Annotated in this window: 17 protein-coding genes; 9 read left to right on the top strand and 8 right to left on the bottom strand. The window is 59.1% G+C overall.

All coding sequences use genetic code 11. From position 1 onward, the window contains the following. Positions 1-26: 26 nt before the first annotated feature. From PSH91_RS13155 to PSH91_RS13145, 3 genes are read right to left on the bottom strand one after another with little or no spacing between them, the layout of a single operon-like run. The gene (locus tag PSH91_RS13155; RefSeq protein WP_047226425.1) at positions 27-869 is read right to left on the bottom strand and encodes a carbohydrate ABC transporter permease; all 843 of its coding nucleotides are present in this window, start codon (positions 867-869) and stop codon (positions 27-29) included. Further along, positions 866-1,828, bottom strand: coding sequence for a carbohydrate ABC transporter permease (locus PSH91_RS13150; protein WP_139050078.1), 963 nt, complete (start codon positions 1,826-1,828; stop codon positions 866-868). The genes PSH91_RS13155 and PSH91_RS13150 overlap by 4 nt, the downstream gene beginning before the upstream one ends. 22 nt (positions 1,829-1,850) lie before the next feature. Further along, a complete protein-coding gene (locus tag PSH91_RS13145) occupies positions 1,851-3,125 on the bottom strand; it encodes an ABC transporter substrate-binding protein (protein ID WP_047226427.1) in 1,275 nt (424 codons plus the stop codon). A gap of 168 nt (positions 3,126-3,293) precedes the next feature. Here PSH91_RS13145 and PSH91_RS13140 point away from each other — a divergent pair, with 168 nt between their 5' ends. Together PSH91_RS13140 and PSH91_RS13135 are read left to right on the top strand one after the other, a co-directional pair. Further along, positions 3,294-4,856: a carbohydrate porin gene (locus PSH91_RS13140; protein ID WP_281459216.1), complete on the top strand. Its 1,563-nt coding sequence runs from the start codon at positions 3,294-3,296 to the stop codon at positions 4,854-4,856. A gap of 217 nt (positions 4,857-5,073) precedes the next feature. Then, positions 5,074-6,060 (top strand): MDR family oxidoreductase, encoded by a 987-nt coding sequence (locus PSH91_RS13135; RefSeq protein ID WP_305468444.1) that lies wholly within the window; start codon positions 5,074-5,076, stop codon positions 6,058-6,060. Positions 6,061-6,941: 881 nt separating this feature from the next. Here PSH91_RS13135 and PSH91_RS13130 read toward each other — a convergent pair. Further along, complete coding sequence (locus tag PSH91_RS13130) at positions 6,942-8,126, bottom strand: aldo/keto reductase (RefSeq protein ID WP_305468443.1); 1,185 nt, start codon at positions 8,124-8,126, stop codon at positions 6,942-6,944. A gap of 188 nt (positions 8,127-8,314) precedes the next feature. Here PSH91_RS13130 and PSH91_RS13125 point away from each other — a divergent pair, with 188 nt between their 5' ends. Beyond that, a complete protein-coding gene (locus tag PSH91_RS13125; RefSeq protein ID WP_160892792.1) occupies positions 8,315-9,295 on the top strand; it encodes an AraC family transcriptional regulator in 981 nt (326 codons plus the stop codon). A 63-nt stretch (positions 9,296-9,358) separates the two neighbouring features. Here PSH91_RS13125 and PSH91_RS13120 read toward each other — a convergent pair whose 3' ends face one another. Then, positions 9,359-9,748: a helix-turn-helix domain-containing protein gene (locus tag PSH91_RS13120; RefSeq protein ID WP_305468442.1), complete on the bottom strand. Its 390-nt coding sequence runs from the start codon at positions 9,746-9,748 to the stop codon at positions 9,359-9,361. A gap of 102 nt (positions 9,749-9,850) precedes the next feature. Between PSH91_RS13120 and PSH91_RS13115 the strand changes: the two genes are divergently transcribed. Continuing rightward, on the top strand, positions 9,851-10,969 hold the full coding sequence (locus PSH91_RS13115) for an NADH:flavin oxidoreductase (RefSeq protein WP_288910847.1): 1,119 nt from the start codon (positions 9,851-9,853) through the stop codon (positions 10,967-10,969). A gap of 221 nt (positions 10,970-11,190) precedes the next feature. Here the strand turns inward: PSH91_RS13115 and PSH91_RS13110 are convergent, their stop codons facing one another. Then, the gene (locus tag PSH91_RS13110; RefSeq protein ID WP_160892762.1) at positions 11,191-12,105 is read right to left on the bottom strand and encodes a LysR family transcriptional regulator; all 915 of its coding nucleotides are present in this window, start codon (positions 12,103-12,105) and stop codon (positions 11,191-11,193) included. A gap of 258 nt (positions 12,106-12,363) precedes the next feature. Here PSH91_RS13110 and PSH91_RS13105 point away from each other — a divergent pair, with 258 nt between their 5' ends. The 5 genes from PSH91_RS13105 (at position 12,364) to PSH91_RS13085 (ending at position 21,439) form a co-directional block, all read left to right on the top strand. Further along, complete coding sequence (locus PSH91_RS13105) at positions 12,364-13,389, top strand: zinc-dependent alcohol dehydrogenase family protein (protein ID WP_047226435.1); 1,026 nt, start codon at positions 12,364-12,366, stop codon at positions 13,387-13,389. A 684-nt stretch (positions 13,390-14,073) separates the two neighbouring features. Further along, positions 14,074-15,561, top strand: coding sequence for a hypothetical protein (locus PSH91_RS13100; RefSeq protein ID WP_139050292.1), 1,488 nt, complete (start codon positions 14,074-14,076; stop codon positions 15,559-15,561). Between the two features lie 48 nt (positions 15,562-15,609). Continuing rightward, the gene (locus tag PSH91_RS13095) at positions 15,610-17,007 is read left to right on the top strand and encodes a PLP-dependent aminotransferase family protein (RefSeq protein WP_047226437.1); all 1,398 of its coding nucleotides are present in this window, start codon (positions 15,610-15,612) and stop codon (positions 17,005-17,007) included. 91 nt (positions 17,008-17,098) lie between these two features. Further along, entirely contained in the window at positions 17,099-18,745 is a 1,647-nt protein-coding gene (gene pgm, locus PSH91_RS13090; protein WP_107322469.1) for a phosphoglucomutase (alpha-D-glucose-1,6-bisphosphate-dependent), read from the top strand. Positions 18,746-18,970: 225 nt separating this feature from the next. Beyond that, a complete protein-coding gene (locus tag PSH91_RS13085; RefSeq protein ID WP_305468440.1) occupies positions 18,971-21,439 on the top strand; it encodes a UvrD-helicase domain-containing protein in 2,469 nt (822 codons plus the stop codon). 63 nt (positions 21,440-21,502) lie between these two features. On the opposite strand, the gene PSH91_RS13080 is transcribed toward PSH91_RS13085, so the two are convergent. After that, on the bottom strand, positions 21,503-21,781 hold the full coding sequence (locus PSH91_RS13080; protein ID WP_047226440.1) for a DUF1652 domain-containing protein: 279 nt from the start codon (positions 21,779-21,781) through the stop codon (positions 21,503-21,505). A gap of 190 nt (positions 21,782-21,971) precedes the next feature. Next, positions 21,972-23,438, bottom strand: coding sequence for an MFS transporter (locus tag PSH91_RS13075; RefSeq protein WP_305468536.1), 1,467 nt, complete (start codon positions 23,436-23,438; stop codon positions 21,972-21,974). Positions 23,439-23,468 lie beyond the last annotated feature (30 nt).

Below are 23,468 nucleotides of genomic sequence, written 5' to 3'. Positions count from 1 at the left end.
ATGCTGTTCCTTGTCTTTGTTGGGCATCAACCCTTTAACGCACCGGTAGTGAGACCGGAAACGATTCGGCGCTGGAAGATCAGCACCAGAATCACCAGTGGGACGGTGACCAGCACCGAAGCGGCCATCAACAGCCCCCAAGGCAACTCATGGGAGCTGCCGCCGGAAATCAGGGCGATGGCTACCGGCACCGTGCGCTGCGTGTCGGTGAGGGTGAAGGTCAGGGCAAACAGGAACTCGTTCCACGCAGCAATGAAAGCCAGCAGGCCGGTGGTGACTAGCGCAGGCCAGAGCAGCGGCAACAACACGCGGGTCAGGGTGACCCAGGGCGAAGCGCCGTCCATGATCGCCGCCTCTTCCAGCTCATGGGGCAGTTGGCCCATGAACGTGGTCAGCACCCAGACGGTGAAGGGCAGGGTGAAGATCGTGTAGCTCAGGATCAGCGCCCAGGGCGTGTTGTACAGGCCCAGGGCACGGATCACCTCGAACAGCCCTGACAGCACCGCGACCTGGGGAAACATCGACACGCCCAGAACCATTATCAACACCGCGCCGCGTCCACGAAACTTCACCCGGCCCAAGGCATAGGCGGCGGTCAGGCTGAGGAACAGCGCCAGCGCGACCACACTCAGGGCAACCACCAGCGAGTTACCGATTGCCCGCAGGAACGAGGCCTGGTGGAGCACGGCGGCATAGTTGGAGAAGTCGGGGTTGTCGACCCAGTAGCTCACCTGGAACAAGGCACTGGACGGCTTCAGCGACGTCACGATGGCGTAGTAGAAAGGGAACACCGCATACAGCAGCAAAATCGCGATCAGGCACCAGAATCCGACGCGCAACAGCGCTTTTTTCAGTAGGCGCGGGCTCATGAGCGAACCTCCATTTGACGGCGTCCGAGGTACAGATAAATCATGGCGATGACTGCGACGACCAGAAACAGCAAGGTCGAGGCCGCGCTGCCGTAGCCGACGTCCTGAAACTCCATCAGATGCTGGCGGGCGTACACCGACATGCTCATGGTGCTCGACGAGTTGGAGGTCAGCACATAGATGACGTCAAACACCCGCAACGAATCGAGGATGCGGAAAATCGCCGCCACCAGCAGCGCAGGCATCAGCAGCGGCAGGGTGACTCGCCAGAACACCTTCAGCGGGTGAATGCCATCGACGCGGGCGGCTTCGTAGCAATCGCCCGGCAACATCTGCAAGGCCGCCAGCATCAGCAGCGTGACGAACGGGACGGTCTTCCAGACGTCGACGATGATCACGGCCCACATCGACAAGTCGGCGTCTGCCGTCCAGGCCAGCGGCGCGTCAATCAGGCCGGCGCCCAGCATCAGATGATTGATGATGCCGAACTGGTCGTTGAGCATCCAAGACCAGATTTTCGCCGAGACAATGGTGGGGATCGCCCAGGGAATCAGAATCAATGCCCGCACCAAGGCGCGCCCGGTGAACTTGACGTTCAGCAGCAGCGCCACCAACAGCCCCAGCACCATTTCCAACCCCACTGAGACCACAGTGAAATGCAGGGTGTTGCGCACCGCGTTCCACCATTGTGGATCGACCAGGATGCCCGACCAACCGGTGCTGCTGTGCAACAGATAATTGCTCAGGCCGATAAAACTTGCGTCACCGGTGTCCGCCAGGCTGGCGTCGGTCAGGCTGAACCAGAACGTACGCAGCAGCGGCCAGGCCGCCACCAGGGCCAGGCACAGTAGCATCGGAGTCAGGAACAGCCAGGCGGCGCGAACCCGGCGGCGTTGTACCGGCGTTTCCAGAGCGGGCAGCAGCTCGTCACCGGACGCCAGGGTAGTGGAGACAGACATGGTGAATTTCCTTCCTTGTGGCTTACCAGTTCCGGCGCTTGATGCGTGTTAGTTCGCTTTCCAGCTCCGCCAGCGCCTGATCGACCGGCACCTCGCCGGCCAGCACGCCATGCACTTGATCGAAGAAGGCATTGGAGACACGTGGATAGCGATCGGCGGTAATCGAGGCGGGGCGCATGACCCCATCCTTGAGAATGCTGCGCAGTTGACTGTAATAAGGCATCGCCGCGAGCAGCTCGGGGTCTTGATAAAGTGACTCGATCACCGGGTTATAGGCGCCGACCAAGGCACGATGTTTCTGCTGCTGAGCACTGCTCAGGTAGCTCACCAGCTGCGCGGCAAGCTTTGGATTGGCGCTGTAACGCGACACCGCCAGGCCCCAGCCACCCAGCGTGGAGGCGTGGGTGCCCGTCTCGCCACCGCGGGGCAGGGGCGCCACGCCGACCTTGTCTTTTACGACACTGTCCGGGCTTTGTACCAGGGCCCAGACATACGGCCAGTTACGCATGAACAGCGCATTGCCCGACTGGAATACACCTCGTCCTTCTTCCTCGGTGTAGTTGAGTACGCCACGTGGGGAGATGTCTCCTACCCAGCTCTTGGCCAACGTCAGCGCGGTTCTTGCGGCCGGACTGTTGACCACGATGTCACCCTGTGGGTTGACCAACCCACCTTGCGGCTGGCTGCTGATCCACTCCAGTGCATTACACGTCAGGCCTTCATAGGCGCGGCCCTGAAAGACGTACCCCCAGGCATTGGCGTTCCCGGCGCTACGCTCAGCCTGTTGGACTTCCCGCGCGATTGCAGTCATTTGCTCCCAGGTCTGCGGCACCTGTTTGTGGTACTTCTCAAGCAAGTCCTTGCGGTAATAGAGCAGGCCCGAATCAGTGAACCAGGGCATCGTCACCAGCCGGCCGTTCACCGTGGCGTTATCCACCTGGGCCTGGAAGTAGCCCTCGGTCGCGTTGGCAGGGAGCACCTCGCGCAGGTCCATCAGATGGTTGGCCAGCATCCCCGGCCACACCATATCGATTTGAATGATGTCGATGTCGCTGGATCGGGCACTCAGGATTTGTTGGTAGAACGACAACCTTTCGGTGGCCGAGTTAGGCGTGGAAACCACTTCGACGCTGTTGCCGGTCTGCTTGGACCACGCCTCGACAGCCTCCTTGCACAGCTGCAATTCAGCACCTACGGCACCGCAGGAGATCGTCAGATTGGCGGCAGTCGAGAGGGATGGAAGCCCGACACAAAGGCCGAGCAGCGCAGCAGGAAGGAGCGATTTGAGCTGTTTCATAAAGCCCTCTTTATTTTTGTTTTTAGAAAAGTTAACGTTAACATCGCCAAATGTAGCAGCGTATTAGCGATGAGGCATCCTTTTTTTCACGGTCTTTGACAATTCAAAAGCCGAAGAAAAAAGACCATTGCGGGAACACAAAAATAAAAACAAAACAGGGAAATCCACATGCAGAAAGCATCAAGCTGGCTTCTCGCAGGGGTGCTCGGCACCGCGGCGGCCACCTCTCACGCTGCGACGCTGGAAGAACGCATGGCTGCGTTCGAGGCCCGTGCCAGCGCTGCGGAAAAACGCGCCGCGGCTGCCGAACAGCAAACCCAGGCCCTGGCCAGGGAACTGCAACAACTCAAACTCGCCGCTCCCGCGCTCCAACCGGTGGCATCCACTGCAAACGTTGCCACGCCGACGCTGGACACGCGGCTGGCAAAACTCGAAGCCCGGCAACAAAGCCTGGAAAAACAAGACAGTGGCGCATCCCTCACGGACGGATTCAGCTTCAAGGGCTACGCCCGCTCGGGGTTGCTGGTCAATGACGGCCTGGGTGGCGGTCGTGGCGGCCCTTATACCACCCCGGCCGGTTCCGTCGGCGGTGCCGTGGGGCGACTCGGTAACGAGGATGACACCTATATGCGGATCGACCTGTCGAAAGAGCAATACGCGCAGAACGGCACCCGCTCAAAATTCACCGTGTCCATCGCCGATGGCGTAGAAAGCTCCAATGACTGGACGGCCGACGAAAGCAACCTGAACGTGCGGCAGGTGTTTACCGAACTGGATCACATCGCGGCGTTCAAGGGGAACTCGGTGTTTGAGAATTCCACCCTCTGGGCAGGCAAGCGGTTTGACCGGGACAATTTCGATATCCACTGGTTGGACTCGGACGTCGTCTACCTGGCTGGCACCGGCGGTGGCATCTACGACGTGCAGATGAACAAGAACTGGCGCTCGAATTACTCGTTGATCGGGCGAAATTACGGGGAGTTCAGTGACGGCGGCGTCAATGCCGATGTTGAAAGCTACATCCTGACCTCCAACCAGTTCTTCGACAATGGGCAGTGGCAGTGGATGTTCAACGCCATTGGCGCTAAAGAAAACGACATCGGCACTCGCAACAATGAGGCGGGCCTGACACCTGCGGACTCCGGCCTGCACAGCATGGTGGCCAATCACCAGAAGAACTTTTTCGGCAGGGAAGGCTTCTTCAAAACGGCGTTGCTCTATGGGCAAGGCCTGGGGGCAGAGGTCAAGAACATCGGCTCGGACGGCGAACTGATCGACGACGCCCGTGCTTTGCGTCTGGCGCTCTATGGTGAGACGCCCATCGCCCCCGGCTGGCGCATCGGTCCCAGTTTACTGGCCGAACAGAGCAAGGACCGGTACGTCAAGGGCGACGACTACCGCTGGATGACACTGAACGTGCGCCTGGCCAATGAAATCAACAGCAATTTCGAGATGGCCTACGAGATGAGCTGGCAAACCATGGACCTCGATCCCAAGGGCTACCTGCAACGCAATGCAGTCGACGGCAATTTCTGGAAGTTCACGGTCGCCCCGACCTTCAAACCTGATTTTGGAGACCTTCTCACACGCCCCGAGCTGCGCGTGTTCGCCAGCGTCATGAACTGGTCCTCGGATCTGGACAGATACAGCGCCTCCGATTCCTTCGGCAAGTCTGACTTCAACGCAGGCGGCGTGTGGCAATACGGCATACAGATGGAAACCTGGTTCTAAATGGGAGGGCATCTTCTTCACAAGCAGAGGATGCCGCTCAACCCTCCATCAGCGCCAACCGGATGCAATTCATGCGATGCTTTGCTCCGGAGCGAATGCTGGATGCAGGCATCCCTATGTCGCTGCAGCTCGATGCTCAAAAGGCACACTGATCAGTTTGCCTGATGCATCTAAAAGCGGGGGCGGATAACCCGCTCATCCGAACCGGAGAAAAACAATGACATTCAAGGCTCTGCTCACCACCAAACCCGGCGATACCATCGCGACACACCTGGTCGACTTCAAGGACGAGGACCTGATGCCAGGCGACGTGACCGTAGTGATCGAGTACTCGACCGTTAACTACAAGGATGCCTTGGCCCTGAGCGGCCGTTCGCCGGTCATTCGTCAGTTTCCGTTGATCCCAGGCATTGATTTCGCCGGTATCGTCGAGACCTCCAGCAATCCCGGTTTCGCGGCCGGCGACCGAGTGCTGGTCAACGGTTGGGGGCTGAGCCAGACCCACCATGGTGGCTTCGCGCAGAAAGCCCGGGTGAGTGGCGACTGGCTGGTGAAGGTCCCAGAGGCATTTTCAACCCAGCAAGCCATGGCCATCGGCACTGCGGGCTACACGGCAATGCTCAGCGTGCTGGCGTTGGAGCATGGCGGCCTGAGCCCCGAGCGCGGCGATATCCTGGTGACTGGCGCCAGCGGCGGTGCCGGCTCGGTGGCAATTGCGCTGTTGTCGGGCCTGGGGTATCGAGTGATCGCCTCGACCGGGCGGCAAGAGGAAGCCGACTACCTGCACGAGCTCGGCGCGACACAGGTCATCGATCGCCGGACCCTGTCCGAGGCCGGCGCCCCGATTGGCAAGGAGCGCTGGGCGGGCGTTATCGATTCTGTCGGTAGTCATACCCTGGTCAATGCATTGGCTCAGACCCAATACCGGGGAGTTGTGGCCGCCTTCGGTTTGGCCCAGGGGGCAGATCTGCCAGGGTCGGTGCTGCCGTTCATCCTGCGTAACGTAACCCTGGCCGGTATCGACTCTGTCAATGCGCCCCAGAGTGCCCGCGTGCAAGCATGGTCACGACTGGCGCGTGACCTTGACGTGGACAAGCTTGCCCGCACCACCCAAGTCGTGGGCCTGGCGGAAGTTCCGGCAATCGCCGGTCGGGTGCTGGAAGGGAAGGTTCGCGGGCGCACCGTCGTGGATGTGAACGCCTGATTCTTTCGGCGAGCCGATTCCCATGAAGGCATGTCGCGGCCAGGCTCGTGCTGGCCCCGACGACAAAATCGAAATACGAACTTGGAGAACATGCACAGAGACTCTTTATTTTTAAGTCGGAGGACTGAGCGAAGGAAGTTTTCTTGCGCCTGCTGCAGAGTTTAACCAGAGCAGAATTGCGGCGAGAGAGGCGGCTAGTACCAGCGTAAGCCACATGATGACCAGCAGGGTGAATGTGACGGTATTGTTTAACTTCACGGAAAATGCCGAAGGCAAAAGCGGTGTACCAAGACACACCCGAAACTGCACCGGATGCGAGAAATAAGGCGGCTCTGCTGCGGGAGACGCCAAAGAGCAGGGGGCGACTCAAGTCGCGTAGGGCTGCTGGCAACACAAATGCGTGGATGATTATTCCATTGATGGTCAGGACGATCACCACAATGACCTTCGCCCAGAGTTTGGGGTTTTCCAACTTTTCCGGCGACTCCATCGCGTAAAGGGCCAGGAAACCAAAGCCTGAAAGCCACAGGAGGCATAACCCAGCAGTGACCGCGTCGCTGATGAAGTGAAAGGTGCGGCCGATTTCAACGGGGAGGCTGCCCCTGCGCATCCACCGCAAGATCCAGAGGTCCAGCATCGTCGCCCCGCCAAGACCGAAGCACATACCGAGCAGGTGTATACCTACCAGAAGTGTCAGAACGTTCAGCTGTGGGAGTGGATCAGGCAACGGAACGCTAAGCGCAAGTGTGTCCGCGAGTAAATGACCACTGCTGGAGAGCGCAAGCAGGCCGCCGAAAAACATAAGAGACGTTCGCATCTTCATTTATTACGACCTTAGGCTAATGTTCTTATTCAGCAGGTAGCACGGGCGTGGCCCCTCCTCAGGAAGGAACCGGTGCTTGAGCATCGATCAAGCTCTGGCTCTTGAGCTTCTCCCAGAAGGCTGCCGGTATACCGACCTTCATCGCTTGTACATTGGAAACTACCTGCCCCGGCGAACGCGCCCCCGGGATGATCGCGGACACTTGCGGATGTGCCGCCGCGAATTGCAGGGCGGCAGTATGAATGTCGATACCATGTCGGCTGGCAATCGCCATGATCCGCGCGCGTTTTTCTACCGCTCCGGCAGGTAGATCCAGGCTGAAGTTATATCGGCTGCGCCCTCCCAGAAATCCATCATTCAGAGGTGTTCCCACCACGACACTGGTGCCCTTACTTCTCAATGCCGGAAAGGTGTTGCGCAACGCATCGCTGTGGTCGAGGAGGGAGTACTGGCAGGCAAGCAACACGATGTCGGGCGTCGGGTCATTACTGGTCAGGGCCTGAACCACGGCGTTTGGTGTATTGACGCCGAAGCCCCATGCCTTGATGAGCCCTTCATTACGCATCTTTTCAAGCTCGACCATCGCCCCTGTGCGCGCAATTCGATACGCCGCTTCCCATCCACCTTCCAGCTCGGTGTTATCGGGCGAGAGGTCATGAATAAAGACGATATCGATACGGGGTAGCCCCAGACGCTGCAGGCTGTCTTCCACGGAGCGGCGCGTGCCTGCTGCGGTGTAGTCATATCGATAGTTGAAGGGCGCCGGCGACTTCCAGATAGCATGGTCCGCACGTAGGCCACCAGCGGCCGTCAATACGCGTCCGACCTTGGTAGAGACCACATAATCGTCTGGATTTTTGTCGTGCAGGAAGCGGCCTAGACGATATTCACTCAAGCCAAACCCGTAGAACGGCGACGTGTCGTAAAGCCTTACACCGGCACCCCAAGCAGCCTGTAGAACCAAAGCCGCCTGCTCGTCGCTGATTGGCGCAAAGATATTGCCAATCTGCGTCCCGCCCATACCAAAGCGTTGAGGCGTCATGTATCTCATGGCAAGCGAGGGCAAATTGAGGGGCAGGTCTGTGCGCACGAGCCGCCCTTGCGTAGGCATCACGCTTCCGCGTTCTGTCAGCGAAGAGGGCGCTGGGGCTGTAGCCAGTGAACTTGCGACACTCGATGCTGGCAGCAAAGCGGCTGCAACAGCACCCGCCGCCGAATAGGTAAGAAAATCTCGTCTGTCCATCCAGCATTCCTTTCACGACTGAGGGTTCACGGGCTCATCGAAGCCAGCATTCGTAATAGAAATTAGAACAACGAGGGTTGGCCGGGTGACCCTAATGCGCCGTATCTTTTGCACAATCCTGCCGATGCACTTGTGCTGGTCACGCACTCTCAGCAAACTCGAGCATTCCGTATATAGGGGCGCATGTGATGACGAGCGGTTCCTTCTCGCAGTTCCGTTTCAGCCATGTGCATTCGCCAAGCGTGCACGAACCCGCTCAGCCCAACGAACGCCTCCAGGCACTCAGGCGGCTTATCGAAAAAGTCACTCTGCAGATTGGGTTGAACGAGGTTTGCACAACGTCGATTCCAGGCTTGGCCTTTTATCGAGTGGCCGAACTAGGTACGCCCAAGTACTGCATTTATGAGCCTTGCGTGGCCATCATTCTGCAGGGCGCAAAGGAGATCGCGTTCGGCGAGCAAGCCTGTGAGTTTGAGCAAGGGGCGTTTTTTGTCACTTCGGTCGATATACCCACACTGGCTCGCGTTACCGCGGCTACCGAGCAAATCCCTTATTTATCAATTGTGTTGAAGCTCGATTTTGCCATGCTCAACGAGGTGATCCTGACCCTGGAACCGCCAAAGCAGGAAATGACTACTGAGGCGCGGGGCTTCGTATCCGGTGTGGCGACGAGTGAGATGCTCGATGCGTTCGCTCGACTCTCCACGCTGATCGACCGGCCGCTTGAAGCAGGCTTGATGTCCGGCCTTATCAAGCGGGAAATATACGGTAGGCTGCTGCTCAGTGAGGCGGGGAATTTGTTGCGCAGCGTCACTCGCGAGGGTTACAGAGACAAGGGCATCGTGAGAGCCATTGAATGGCTAAAATATCACTACGACAAGCCGCTGCACGTAGCCGACCTCGCCGAACGATCAGGAATGGCCAGCTCTACCCTGCATCACCGGTTTCGCAAGCTGACAGGCACCAGCCCCATCCAGTATCAAAAATCGTTACGACTGCAAGCCGCGCGCAGCCTGATGTTGACCGATAGGCTCGATGTGAACACGGCCGCCTTGCGGGTCGGCTATGAAAGTGTCGCTCAATTCAGTCGCGAATATGCCCGGCGTTTCGGAGCTCCACCCTCGAGAGACATCAAGCACGCACGGGAGAATGGTGGGCGGCTCGACTAATTAAGCGACCCAATCACCAACTTGATCAGGCGGTTGCAGATAAACCTAGAGTCAATTAGGCACTTAATGTGGCGTTGCTAGGCTTACCTGCGCAGCCTCGTCAAACTTCAACCGGGCCGCTTCAACTTCAGGCAATTTGTCGAGCGTCCATTTATGCAATTCGCGAAATGGCTGCTGCAGTGTTCGACCCAGTTGGGTGATCTCATACTGGACTGCCACGGGCGAGAACGAAATGACCTTGCGCGAGACGAGACCATTTCGTTCCAGCCGCCGCAGGCACTGTGTCAGTGCCTTCTGAGTGACGCCCTCCAGGCGACGCTTGATGGCATTAAAACGGTGCGGGCCATCATCCAGCACCGCCAGAACCATCATTGACCACTTATCTGCGATCTGGTCGAACAGCGCCCGGCTTGGGCACTCCGACGAAAAACATTGCGGCTTTAATTCCAGCATCGAAGTTTCCTCATATATACCTAGGCGACTCTAGGTGCCTAATTGACATTTGGTTTACAAAATATACTTATATGGCTTCCAAAAGCAAACGGAGTCCATCCAATGTCAAACCTTGATACCAGCATTTTATTCCGCCCTTTTTCCATCCGATCGCTTGAACTGAAAAACCGGATTGTCATGTCGCCGATGACCAGACAATTTTCGCCGGAGGGCATCCCCGGTGACGGGAGCGCTGCCTACTACCGGCGGCGGGCCGAGGGGCGGGTCGGGTTGATCTTGTCAGAAGGGACCGTCGTTGATCGTCCCGCTTCACGTAACGGTTCCGGCATTCCTTTTTTCCACGGTGAAGCAGCGTTAGCTGGATGGAAGAACGTGATTGATTCTGTTCACAACGCGGGTGGCCGTATGGGGCCGCAACTCTGGCACACCGGTGCTGTGCGTGACGTCAGCGGCTGGGAGCCTGATGCGCCGGTTGAAAGCCCATCAGGCCTCGATTCGCCAAACGACCCGCGCGGTGTGGCAATGAGCGAAGAGGATATTGCGGACACGGTTGCTGCTTTTGCCAAGGCAGCGGCGGATGCCAAACGCCTGGGTTTCGACACAGTCGAGATCCATGGGGCTCATGGTTATTTGATCGATCAGTTCTTCTGGGCCGGCACCAATCAGCGCACCGATCGTTATGGCGGACTGACGATCAAAGAGCGCTCGCGCTTTGCCGCTGAGATAGTGTCTGCCGTTCGTCATGCCGTTGGGCCCGAATTCCCTATCATCATGCGCGTCAGCCAGTGGAAACAGCAGGACTTTGGAGTGCGCCTCGCCGAGACCCCAGCATTAATGGAAGCGTGGCTGCTACCGTTGGTTGAGGCAGGTGTTGATGTTCTGCACTGTTCGCAGCGACGTTTCTGGGATCCTGAGTTTCCCGAAATTGATGGTGAGAACGGGCTGAACTGCGCGGGCTGGGCGAAGAAAGTCACTGGAGCGACAACCATTAGCGTTGGCTCGGTCGGGCTGGACAATGACGTTACTCACGCATTCGCCGGCCAGGGCTCAACCCCTGCGAGCCTGGATCGGCTCGTCGAGCGTATGGAGCGCGAAGAGTTTGATCTGATCGCCGTAGGACGTGTTCTGCTGAGTGACAAGGATTGGGTCGCCAAAGTGGAAAATGGCGATTACGCGGAGCTGAAAGGCTTCAATCCGGCGTCTTTAGCCGAATTGGTTTGAGCCTTACAGCGGAGTGGAGAGTGTGATACCACACAGGTTTTAGTCTGAAGAAATCAGAGCTCTAGCCTAGGATTTTGCGAGGTCGAGAGCGTAATCCGTTGTTGAGTGCGCCATGACTGTTTCAACGACTGAAGCTGTTAAGGCCACTCAACACCTGTGTAAATAGGACCGCGTTGCGGTGCAGTCGTATTAAACGTTTTTCGAAACTCGGTGGAGTTCTGTTACAGGCTTTCCGGATCGCCAAAAAACATCTGAATCCGCGAACGCAACCAGCGCTCACCCGGGTCGTTGTCCTGGGAGCCGCGCCAGGCCATGTGCAGTTCGAAGCTGCGCACCGGAATCGGTGGGTCTTCGGCGCGAACGCCGCCAGCGGCGGTCAGTGCGTCGGCGGTGTAGTCGGGCACGATGGCGATAATGTCAGTGCCCGCCAGCAGCGTGCTCAGGCCATTGAACTGCGGTACGGCCAATACCACGTGACGCTTGCGGTCCAGTTTCTCCAGTTCTTCATCGATGAAACCGCTCAGGTCCCCGGCGAAGGACACCAGCGCATGGGGCCGGGCACAGAATTCGTCCAGGGTCAGCCGGCCCGGCGCGGTGTCGGCCCGCAGCACTTTGGGCATGCTGCGCCGCAAGACTTTACGCTTGGCGTTGGCCGGCAGATCCTCGGTGTAGCTGACGCCGATGGAGATTTCACCGGACGCCAGCAAGCCCGGCATCAGAATGTAGTTGACCCGGCGCACGACCAGGACAATGCCCGGGGCTTCGGCCCGCAGACGTTTGAGCAGCATCGGCAACAGCGCGAACTCGGCGTCGTCCGACAGGCCGATGCGGAACACCGAGGTGCTGGTGGCCGGGTCGAACTCCGCCGCGCGGCTGACCGCCGTGGAGATCGAATCCAAGGCTGGGGAGAGCAGGGCGAAGATTTCGACCGCCCGGGCCGACGGTTCCATGCTGCGACCGGTGCGCACGAACAGCGGGTCATCGAACAGGTTGCGCAGCCGTGACAGCGCGGCACTGATGGCTGGCTGGCCGAGGAACAGCTTCTCGGCGGCTCGGGTCACACTGCGTTCATGCATCAATGTTTCGAACACGATCAACAGGTTCAGGTCGACACGACGCAGGTCATTACGATTCATCTGGGGTCCTGGCAGATTCAGCAAGCTTGACGTGAGCGGCCATATGAGAACAATGACCGGCATGAATCTTACGGGGAAAGACTGGTACTCTGCACCGGCTAATTGCTTTTTCTTAGGGATAGGCCCTACAAGACTGGGTTCATTTTCTTGCTGCGGAATCAATGACAGGCATGTCGACTATTAATAGCCACTGATGGTCTTGGGTACAAAGCCCGGATAGAGTTCATGGCATTAGAGGTTACTTTGACGAGGTTTGCGATGTCCCGCACGATCCGTTTTCACAAGTTTGGTGGTGCCGAGGTGCTCAAATGCGAAGAGCATGCGGCGGCTCTTCCTGCGCCAGGAGAAGTGCAGGTCCGTGTCGAAGCGATCGGCATCAGCTGGTATGACACCCTGTGGCGCCAGAATCTGGCGTCGTCCCAGGCGCGCCTGCCGTCGGGCCTTGGTCATGAAATGGCTGGGGTGGTGACGGCTGTCGGAGACGGTGTCGACGACCTGGCTGTAGGCGACAAAGTTGCCAGTTTCCCTGCCGAGAGCCCTAACGATTACCCGGTGTACGGTGAGATCATCGTGTTGCCGCGTACCGCGCTGACCCGTTATCCCGACGTGCTCACCCCGATCGAAGCCGCTGTGCACTACACGCCACTGCTGATCGCCTATTTCGCCTACGTGGACCTGGCAAGGGTCAAGCCGGGGCAGTTTGCCCTGGTCACTGATGCCAGTCATTGCGCCGGACCATCCTTCGTGCAACTGGGCAAGGCCTTGGGTGTACGGGTGATCGCGGCCACCAAGACCGCTGATGAGCGTGAGTACCTGCTGTCGCTCGGCGCCGAAAAAGTCATCGTCACCGAAGAGCAGGACTTGTTGATGCAAATCAACAAGCTCACTGATAACCGTGGCGTCGATGTGGTGTTCGATGGCCTCGGCGGGCCGCAAATGTCGCTGCTCGGTGATGTGCTGGCGCCGCGGGGCAGCCTGGTGCTGTATGGCTTGCAAGGCGGCAACCAGACGCCGTTCCCGGCCTGTGCGGCGTTCCAGAAGAACATTCAGTTCTTTGTGCACTGCATCGGCAATTTTACCGGCAAGCCGGAACTGGGCATCATCCAGGATCAGGTTGCATTGCAGCGGGCGCTGCGTGATATCAATCAACTGACCGCCGATCGCGTGCTGTTGCCCCTCAAGACCCGGGTGTTTCCATTCTCCGAGTTTGTCGAAGCCCACCGTTACATGGGCGAATGCCCCTGCCGTGAACGCGTTGCCCTTCAGGTAGTCGACCCCGCCTGATTCCTCCTCCGCGCAAGAGTCAGCATGGCGACTCTTGCGCTGCCTTCGGCCTGAACCTGCTTTCCTTCCTTTCTTCTGCCATTGCCGCTCCGTTCGGCAATGACGCCATGGTGCGCGGCAATCACGCCTTCGCCTGGGCGGTCCAGTTCACTCAACACCCAAAAAGCGTTTAATCCCCAGAGAACTGAACTGGTTTTTGCCCTCAATCTGTATCTTCTAATCGTTATTTAAGTCCTGATAATTGAACGCTGATTTCCATCTCAAGGAAGAAGTCGTGGCGCAGTACAAGTTTCTAGAGAATCGTCATCCTTCGGGCAAAGGTGCATCAAGCGTTAATTGTTTTAACGCCATCAATCGACTGTGGGAAAAACTGACTGGGGCAGGGGGACAATTGAAGTTAGGCATGTTCTTTGTTTTTCGTACTCGTTGTCTGAAGGATGCTGTCGGAATCTTCCTAGGACGCAGGGCGGAATCGCTGAAACCCAATGCCTCAGGGGCTTGCAGGCACGTACCAAGGCGAAGCGGGCGAACTCCACAGCTTATGTATCAAATAATTACGACAAGCAAAGCTTGAGCGTATTACCAATACTCTTTGCAGTACTAGAACAACCTTCCAGATCAACCCGTCGCCCGGTCACGCTATGCCGGTGCGACGCCGATATTTGAATTTCCAGGTATATGGCTATGAGTTCAATTCATGAGCAGGCAATGAATCACGTGTATCAACAGATATTGCAGCGACTGTCAGGTTTTTATTCCCGCGCGGAACGGACGGCGTTGCAGCTTTTGATCCAGCGTTTAATTGTCGCCGCTGGCGGCATCGACCGGATCGGCGACTATCGTGTGTTGACGGTCCAGAACGGCAGCCGGGACAGTTTTTATGTCCTGACCGCCTTGCGGGCCGCACAGTTGAGCATCGCCGGCAGGCATCCGGTGACCTTCGACTTGCGTGTCGCCACGCCACGCCTGAGCGAAACCACCCAGGCGACCCTGGAAAACATCCACCGCTGTTACAGCGCGCTGTTCGTCTACGACGACCCCCGGGTGGAACTGCTGATGGCGGATAACCGCGAGGTGGTGCCGTTCAATCACAAGCAGCCATTGTCGGCGGCCGGGCATGAGGCCAATCGCATGGACACGCTGGTTCTGGGCCACCTTCGCTCGATCGACAGCCCCTTGGAAGTAGGCGATCACGGCTACCTGGCGATGGCGGAGTTCTATCGGCATATGGCTCGCTGGGAGCGCGGCGTGGACTCGTTAGTCAGCAGTGATACGCCTCGCGAGCAAAAACAGTTCATGTCGGGCCTTCGACGTGCCGCCCGCAAGGTCGGCCTGGCGACTGACCCGTCCAGCGGTTTCGACAGTCTCTTCGCGCAACTCGATACCTTGGGCGCTAATCCCTACCTGGGCTTCTATGGTCAGGACCACGAGGGCGCGTGGAAACCCGAGGGGCATTTCGAGGCGTGTCGGCGCGTGAGTCACATCGGTATCGACGACCTGATCGTCGACAGTTCGCAAGAAACCAACTGGCCGCTGTTCAGTGAATTCCTTCGGGTGCGGACCGATGAACTCGTCGCATCGGCGCCGGAAAACGAATACCTGAGCCCACTGCTGTCAGCTCACCTGCATGGCCTGCGGGCCTGTTATCTGCAGGGGCGCAGCTATGAGGCAGGTTATGGCGACTATGTACAACGAGCGATCATGATCATGCATCGCAAGCAGTTGCCCGAGCACGTCTGCGAGCAGGCACGCATGCTGTTCGGCCCACCCACGGCCATCCCCGAGCGGCGCGCCCAGGCCGCCAGCGACGCGCACAAGACCCTGGGGCTCAACGAAACGCAACTGGTGTGCATGTTGTTCGCGCCCTTCGTGGAGCAAGGCGCTGGCCTGGAGCACTTCCTGCGCTGCTGTCATCCCGGCATGCTGGTGGCGATGCCCGATCTGCACAAGGCCATGCAGGGCGCGGCCATTGCCGATCAGGTGGCGCAATGGATGGTCGACGTCAGTGGCCTGTCCATCGATATGCTCGGCAAGCTGTATCGGGCGAGTATCACGCCGCCGGAGCAGGAGCAGGCATCGGGGATGGATGCGCAGCAACCTGTCGATGACATTGACATTGAAGAAGCCGGGCAGGGCGACGATGCCATGCGCGAACGTGCGGCACGGCATTGAGGGGCAGGATTTGACGGATTCATTCGCCACGTCGCCTGGCCCAAACCCATGAAAGGTTGCCGGGAAACAGACTTCGCGTATCAGGCGGTTTATCGTTACCTCACCACCCTGATCAACGAACTGGGCGCCGACGCCCGAGTGCGTTTGCCGTCGTTACGGCAACTGGCCGAGCGCCTGAACGTGTCGATCTCTACCATCCAGTACGCTTATTCGTTGCTGGAGAAGGAAGGGCGGGTCTATTCGGTCGCCAAATCCGGTTATTACGCGTTGCCAGTACCCTGCGTCGCGACGCTGGGCGGCGGTGATGATTTGCTCGAGACCCTGTATGTCAATGCACGACGACCGGGAATGCTGGTACTCAGCGCTGACGAGCCTGCGTCGATGCAACCGCTGGACAGCCCGCTGTTGTTACTGGAGCGTGAGCTGCTGCGTCAGTATCCGCGCTCTTCACAAATGCCCTCGCAGCCTTGGGGCGAGCTGGAACTGCGCACCGCGCTGGCGGCTCGCTACACGTCTTCGCCGGCCCGGTGCTGGAACGCCGACGATGTTTATATCGGCGCTGATCTGCGCGGTGTATTGGAGATTCTGATCGCCGTGCTGGCGCTCAAGGGCGCCACGGTGCTGATCGAATCACCCTGCGACTGGACCGTCCTGCGCTTGCTGCAGGCGGCCGATATCGACGTAATCGAACTGCCACTGCTGGCGGATGGGGAGATCAATGTCGAGCAACTGGAACAATTACTGACGAGTAAAGCGGTCCGCCTGGTCATCCTGTCCTCGGTCCTGAACATGCCCAGGGGCACGCTCGCTCCTGAAAACAACCGTCGCGCCGTCGCGCGCTTACTGGATCTGCACGGCACATGGGTGCTGGAGAACGACAGCTATACAGACCTGGCGTTCGAAGCCGGGGTGACGCCTTTTCGAGACTTGCTCGACCCCGACCGGCTGATCGTCTATTCCACTTTCGAAAAAACCATCGGCCCCGAGGCCCCCTACGGCTATGTGTTGTCGCGACAGCTGACGCTGGAGTTGCAGCGACATTTCCTGCTGCGCGCGTTTCGTCTGTCACCGATTCGCCAGAAGGCCATCGCCCGTTTGTACAGCAACGGACGGATCGATCAGCACTTGCTGGTGTTGCGACGATTGTTGCGTGAAGGTGCGCTATCGACAACGCAAATGCTGCGCGAGCGGCTGGGGGACAGCCTGCAATGGCTGGAGCCCCAAGGGGGCGCAACGATCTGGACCCGATCTTCGCGACGCGTCGATCTGCGACGGGTGTTCCAGCGGCTGCTTGCGCAACGAATCGTCATTGCGCCGGGGGAACTGTTCAGTTTGCAAGGGCTGTACGCACAACATCTGCGCCTGACCCACGCCTTGAGCGGTTCACACGATCTGGATACTGCACTCTGTGCGCTGGCCGATGCCTTGAGACTTGAGCAATCGTAATGGAGGGCGATGGATCGAACCCATCGCGCCACGGTCGAACTGTCAGTAAACTGCATCCATTTTATCGAGCCACTCCATTCAGAGGTTTTGCATGACAGTCAGTCCATTTGCGGGCAAGCCGGCACCGGCAGAGTTGTTGATCGATATCCCGCGACTGGTGACGGCCTATTACACCGGCCGACCCGACGCCTCGGTTTCGACCCAACGGGTGGCTTTCGGCACCTCCGGTCACCGTGGCAGTTCCTTCGACCTGGGGTTCAACGAATGGCATGTGCTGGCTATCAGCCAAGCGATCTGCTTGTACCGTGAAGCCCAGGGCATCAACGGCCCCTTGTTCCTGGGGATCGATACCCATGCGCTGTCTACCCCGGCAGGCGCCAGCGCGCTGGAGGTATTCGCTGCCAACGGGGTCACCGTGATGATCGCCGAGGCCGATGAATACACGCCCACGCCGGCGATCTCCCACGCCATTCTTTGCTACAACCGTGGGCGCACCACCGGTCTGGCGGACGGCATCGTCATCACCCCGTCCCACAATCCGCCGCAGAGTGGTGGCTACAAGTACAACCCCACCAACGGCGGCCCGGCCGATACCCATATCACCAAATGGATCGAAGCCAAGGCCAACGAGCTGCTGGCAAGCCAGTTGGCCGGCGTTAAGCGCATCAGCTATGAGCAGGCCCTGAAGGCCGACACCACTCACCGTCACGACTACGTCAACACCTACGTGGCGGACCTGATCAATGTCATCGACTTCGATGCCATTCGCGCTGCCGGCTTGCGCCTGGGCGTGGACCCGCTGGGCGGAGCGGGGGTGCGCTACTGGCCCGCCATTGCCGAGCATTACCGCCTGGACCTGGACGTGGTCAACACCCAGGTGGATTCCACCTTCCGCTTCATGACCGTCGACTGGGACGGACAGATCCGCATGGACCCATCCTCCAGCCATGCCATGCAGGGGTTGATTGGCCTCAAAGAGCGTTTCGATGTGGCCTTCGCCTGCGACCCGGACCATGATCGCCACGGCATCGTGACGCCATCCGGCGGCTTGCTGGCGCCGAACAACTATCTGGCGGTGTCCATCGACTACTTGTTCCAGAACCGGCCGCAGTGGCGTGCCGATGCCGCCGTGGGCAAGACGGTGGTCAGCAGCGGTCTGATCGATCGCGTGGCCCAGCGTCTGGGTCGGCGTCTGTATGAAGTGCCGGTAGGCTTCAAGTGGTTTGCCGACGGCTTGTTCGACGGTTCCTTGGGCTTTGGTGGCGAAGAAAGCGCCGGCGCCTCGTTCCTGCGCAAGGACGGCGGTGTGTGGAGTACAGACAAGGACGGCCTGATCCCGGCGTTGCTGGCGGCCGAAATGACCGCGCGCACCGGTCGCGACCCAAGCCAGGCCTACCGTGCCCTGACGGATGAACTGGGTGAGCCGTTCTCCGTGCGCGTCGATGCCAAGGCCAGCCCGCAACAGAAGGCGCTGCTGAGCAAGCTGGCACCGGAGCAGGTTGCATCCACTGAGTTGGCCGGGGAGACCATCCAGAGCATCCTCAGCCATGCACCGGGCAATGACCAGGCCATTGGCGGCCTGAAGGTCATGACTGAAAACGGCTGGTTCGCCGCGCGGCCATCAGGCACTGAAGACATCTACAAGATCTACGCCGAAAGCTTCATCGGTGATGAGCACCTCAAGCAATTGGTGGTCGAGGCGCAGGCATTGGTCGATGGAGCCATTTCCAGTCAGTGACTCAAAACCCATCGCGAGCAGGCTCGCCCCACATTGGCGCTACGGTGCACGCCGGCCTCTGCGGGAGCGAGCCTGCTTAAGGTGGGTCGGGCGACACTGATGGCCATGTGCGACAGCACTTTCACTTCATCGCCTAAATCCATGACTTAAAAGCTTTTGGGTGGAATCCGCTGGCAAATACAGACACCATAGCCGCCATGGTTCTGAACACCGGAGTCCCCCAGCGTGTCGCAACACACTCCCGATCTTCCCCCCGAACTTCTGCCCCTGGCCCAGATGCCTTTGCTCAAGCGCCTGGCCGCGCGTTTTCTGGGTCATGGCCTGACGCGACTTCGAGCCCAGCATCGGGCTTCCTGGCTACACGGCCAGGCCGATGGCTTTCGCAGCGGGCATAGCGCCGGTTTTGACTACGGCTATAAGGAAGGCAAGGCCGATGGACTGGAAGAGGGCCGGCAGGTCCTGCTGATCCGAGATTTCCGAAGCACTGAGCACCCGGCACCGAAAGTCGATGAGCTGTTGTTCGATGACTGGCGCCTGCCGTTGACCGCCGAACTCAAGAAACGCATCAAGGCCGATGTTGCCCGATTGCTTCCCGCTCACGCCCAGCCGAGCGCCGCGCAGTGGAAAATGATCCTGAGCGATACGCCGTCTACCTCGGTCGTCGCGGGCGCAGGCGCCGGGAAATCCACGACCCTGGTGCTACGCCTTGTGCTGCTGTCCCACTACCTGGGTTTTGAGTTGGATTCGATGACCGTGGTGACCTTCACGCGGGAATCGCGCAAGGACTTCATTCACAAGCTCATTGAAGTTTTTGCCCTGTGGGGGCGGACAATCAGCCTTAAGGAAGCTCGCGATCTGGTGCGGACCTTCCATTCACGCATCTTGCCCATGGTGCGCAGTCTGCCCGGGTTTGAGCGGCTCCAGGCGTTTGAAACCCTGAGCCATCGTAACGAAACGGCTGATGATGACGCCCAGGGCAATCCCTTTGAGCTGCGCATCAACGATGCTCAGCGCCAACAGCTCAATGCCTGCTATCACGGTCTTTATCAACGCGATGAGCGTTTTCGCGAACTGATCAAACCGATGTCCCGGCACGCCTTGCAGCTCAGGGAGCTGGAACGCGACCATCCCGATGTGCAGAAACGGGTGGCCGTGACCGAACTGGCCGCCCAGCGCGATGAAGAGTTGTGCGATACGATCGAAGACCTGTGGTTTCGCGCCGGTGCCTGGCCGATCAAGGGCATCGAGCCAAAGCGTCAGGCCTTCCAGATCAACGGTGCGACGTTTCATTGCCACGGCTACGTTCCAACTCTGGACGCCTGGGTGATGCTGGGTTTCGACCCGCGGGAAGATGCCCGGATCAGCCGGCCCGGCGCCAAGCTGAGTATCCGCGCAGAGTGGGCAGTAAAGCGCACCCTGTTTCAAGCTTTCTGCTCTAAGCCATTGATATGGCTAGATAGTTATGAGGCGTCAAAGCGTGTACTGAGCGTGTTGGCCGGGGATGCCAGCGCAGGCCCGGGGTTCGACTACAAGGTAAAAGGCGAACTGGGTTCGGCACCGTTGCTGGATTGTTTCGTTGCGGCTGCCGGCTTTATCGAGAACCTGGGTCTGGACGTCCCGGACGCCGTGGGCCGGATGTGTTTTGCCCAGGATGACCCGGATCGTTATTTCTTTGAGGCCCTGAGTCGCTACTGGCGAGCATTTGAAGACCACCTGCTGGACCAGTCGCCGCCCGTCATGACCTATAACCGAATGTTCGCGTTGTTCAGTGAGCACTCCCCAGAGAACTTCAAGCTGCTGAGCGATGCGACATTGCGTCCTCTGTCACACCTGATGATCGACGAGTTTCAGGATGTCTCGCCGCAGATTGTTTCCTGGCTTCGCGCCAGCCTGCGGGAAGTGCGCAGCCGCGGCCCTGCCATGCATGTCGGCCGGGGCGCCCAGCGTTCCTCCTTGCTGTGCGTGGGTGATGACTGGCAATCGATCTACGGCTGGCGCGGCAGTTCACCCAGTTATTTCATGGCGTTCAACAAACAGTTTCCTTCACCGGCAAACACCCGGGTCATGCTCACCGATAACTACCGCAGCCACCAGCACATCATTGACGCCGCCGAACACGTGGTGCGTGCGGCTGCGGCGATTCCCGGCAAAAAGGCCAAGGCCAGCGGCACGCCTCGAACCTTGAGCCCGGTCAATGTGTTGGACAGAGACGACGAAGGCTTGGCCAAGCGCCTGGACGAGCACTACCGCAAGGGCGATTCAATCTTGATGCTCTATCGAAAAAGCAGCGATAAGTTATTGATTGAACAGCATATCCAACCAACAGTTAATGTGGATTCTAGCTTGCCGTACCCGGCAAGACGCCTCCGGCAGATGACCTACCATAGCGCCAAGGGGCTTCAGGCCGACGCGGTGTTTTTGCTCGGTGACTGCCAGCACTCCACCAGTTCCCCCTACAAGAATCAGGTCTACCGAATGGCCGGGCTTGGCCAGGAGGGCGATGCCGAGCCGTACGACACGGCACAGAAAGACGAGATTCTGCGCCTGGCCTATGTCGGCATTACCCGGGCGGTGCAGCATTGCTATTGGTATGTCGATGGGCAGGACACCCAGGTCAACAAGGCGCCCAAGGCGTCGGATCGGATAGGGACCGGCAAACCGTTCTTTATCGATCATCGCCGCGCCCGCAGTTGAGAACTTCGGGGCACGAACAACACCGTCAGCCAAAAAGAAGCCCACTGCTGTGGGCTTCATTTTTCAGGAGGCAAATCGTCGCAAGCCAACCGGTGGCACGAAAGCTTCCAGCTCGGCTTCCACCGCTTCGATTATTCGCTCCACGTCAGGGGCGTTCATCACTGTCGCGCAGGGGATGCCCGCAATCGCGATCATAGTCTCGCCGCTGGCACGGTCAAACAGCCGGGCGACCATACTGCCCGGTGCGTCCATGCTGGCCTCGAATCCCATGGGATGAAAATGCCAGCGCATCAACTGGCAGGCGTTGGGAAACGTAACCTTGCTGAAAGATCCTCTATTCATCTGTTGCCCACCTTCTTCATCAAGCGCTTCCGTTTGCTCATAGTCAGGAAGGAAGAGCCATCATGGCTCTACCAGTGAGAACTAAAAATAGCACCTGAAAATGAATGTCATGTGGCTTTTTTCAGGTCGTTTGGCGATTGGTTCACTTTTTTTGATCTGCATCACGACTTATGCCGTTTTGATCCTGGCCTCACTTTCTCTGGGCAAAGATGTCATCACGCCCATCCAGGGGCTCTGGTTCACGGCATTTCAAGACGACGACCCAAGCCAGTAACATCAAAAACGTGGCAACAGAGAAGGTGAGATGCAAGCCATTTACCACTGCTTCGGGAGCTGCCTGGGCGATACCATTCGTCGGTACAGAGAGCGCAAACACTGCGCCGAGCGCCGATGCACCGGTCAAGAAACCCAGATTACGCGACAGATTGAGCAGCCCTGAGATGACGCCACGCTTGCCCGCGGGCACATCCGCCATCACCGCTGTGTTGTTGGCCGTCTGGAACAGCGCATAGCCAAGAGTCGTTACCGCGATAGCGGCGACATAGCCGCCCACACCGAGGGTCGGTGACATCAGCGACAGCATCAGGCAGCCGAGAATCATGATCAGCAGCCCAACGAGTCGCACGGGGCGCACGCCAAAGCGGTCCACTAGGCGCCCGGCAGGCACCCCCGTCAGCGCGGCGACCGACGGTCCCGCCGCCAACGCCAGCCCCACCAGCACCGCCGGCAATCCAAGGGCGACGGACAGGTAGAAGGGCCCCACCAGCAGCGTCGCCATCATGACCGTTGCCACCAGAGCACTGGTCACCAGCCCGGCAACCAGCCGCTGGTCCTCCAGCAACGCCAAGGGGATCAATGGCCACGCGACCCGCCGCTGGGCCAGGACAAACAGGCCGCCACCCAGGATCGCTATCAGCAACAGCGCAATATTCGGCCAGCCGAAGTCACCACGGCCCAACGTCGTGGCGAGGGCATAGGCGCCAAGCGTTATCGCCAATAGCAGCGTACCCAGGGTGTCGAAGCGGGGGCGCGCGACCGATCCCTCCGGTTGCCGAGCCGGCAGTGAACGCCAGGCCAGTCCGAACGCCAGCAGTCCAAGCGGAACGTTAATCAAAAATAGCGCCTGCCAACCGAAACCGCTGATAAGTGCACCACCCAGAGAGGGGCCAAGGGCGGTGCCCACCGCAGATAGGGTGCCCAACAGCCCCATCGCGCTACCGGTCTTTTCCTTGCTAACGGTTTCACCCACCAGGGCCAAAGTCAGCGTCATCATGATCGCCGCTCCAAGGCCCTGTAACGCCCGACCAGCGACCAACAGCCAAAGCGAGGGCGCCATGCCGCAAAGCGCCGACGCGAGGGTGAACAGCACGATCCCGGCCAATAGCAACCTGCCACGCCCGAGCAAATCGCCCAATTTTCCGAGACTGACAATCAGCGTGGTAATCGCCAGTAAATAGGCGAGAACCACCCACTGAACCTGCTGGAAGGAGGCCTCGAACGCATGGGCCAGCGTCGGCAAACCGACCGTCACCACGCTGGCGCCCAAGGAGGCCAGCAAGGTCGACAGTGACAGGCTGGCCAAGGCCCAGCGCGGTGAAAAGACCCGTTGGGTGCCCGTCGCGCTCGACAGGCTGGATTGGGTATTGGCTGGTTTCATCATGTCCTCTGGCTCTGCCGCTCTGAAATG

The sequence above is a fragment of the Pseudomonas sp. FP1154 genome (assembly GCF_030687245.1).
Lineage (GTDB): Bacteria > Pseudomonadota > Gammaproteobacteria > Pseudomonadales > Pseudomonadaceae > Aquipseudomonas > Aquipseudomonas rhizophila.
The sequence above is the reverse complement of the archived record's forward strand: the minus strand, read 5'-3'. Positions and strand labels throughout refer to the sequence as shown.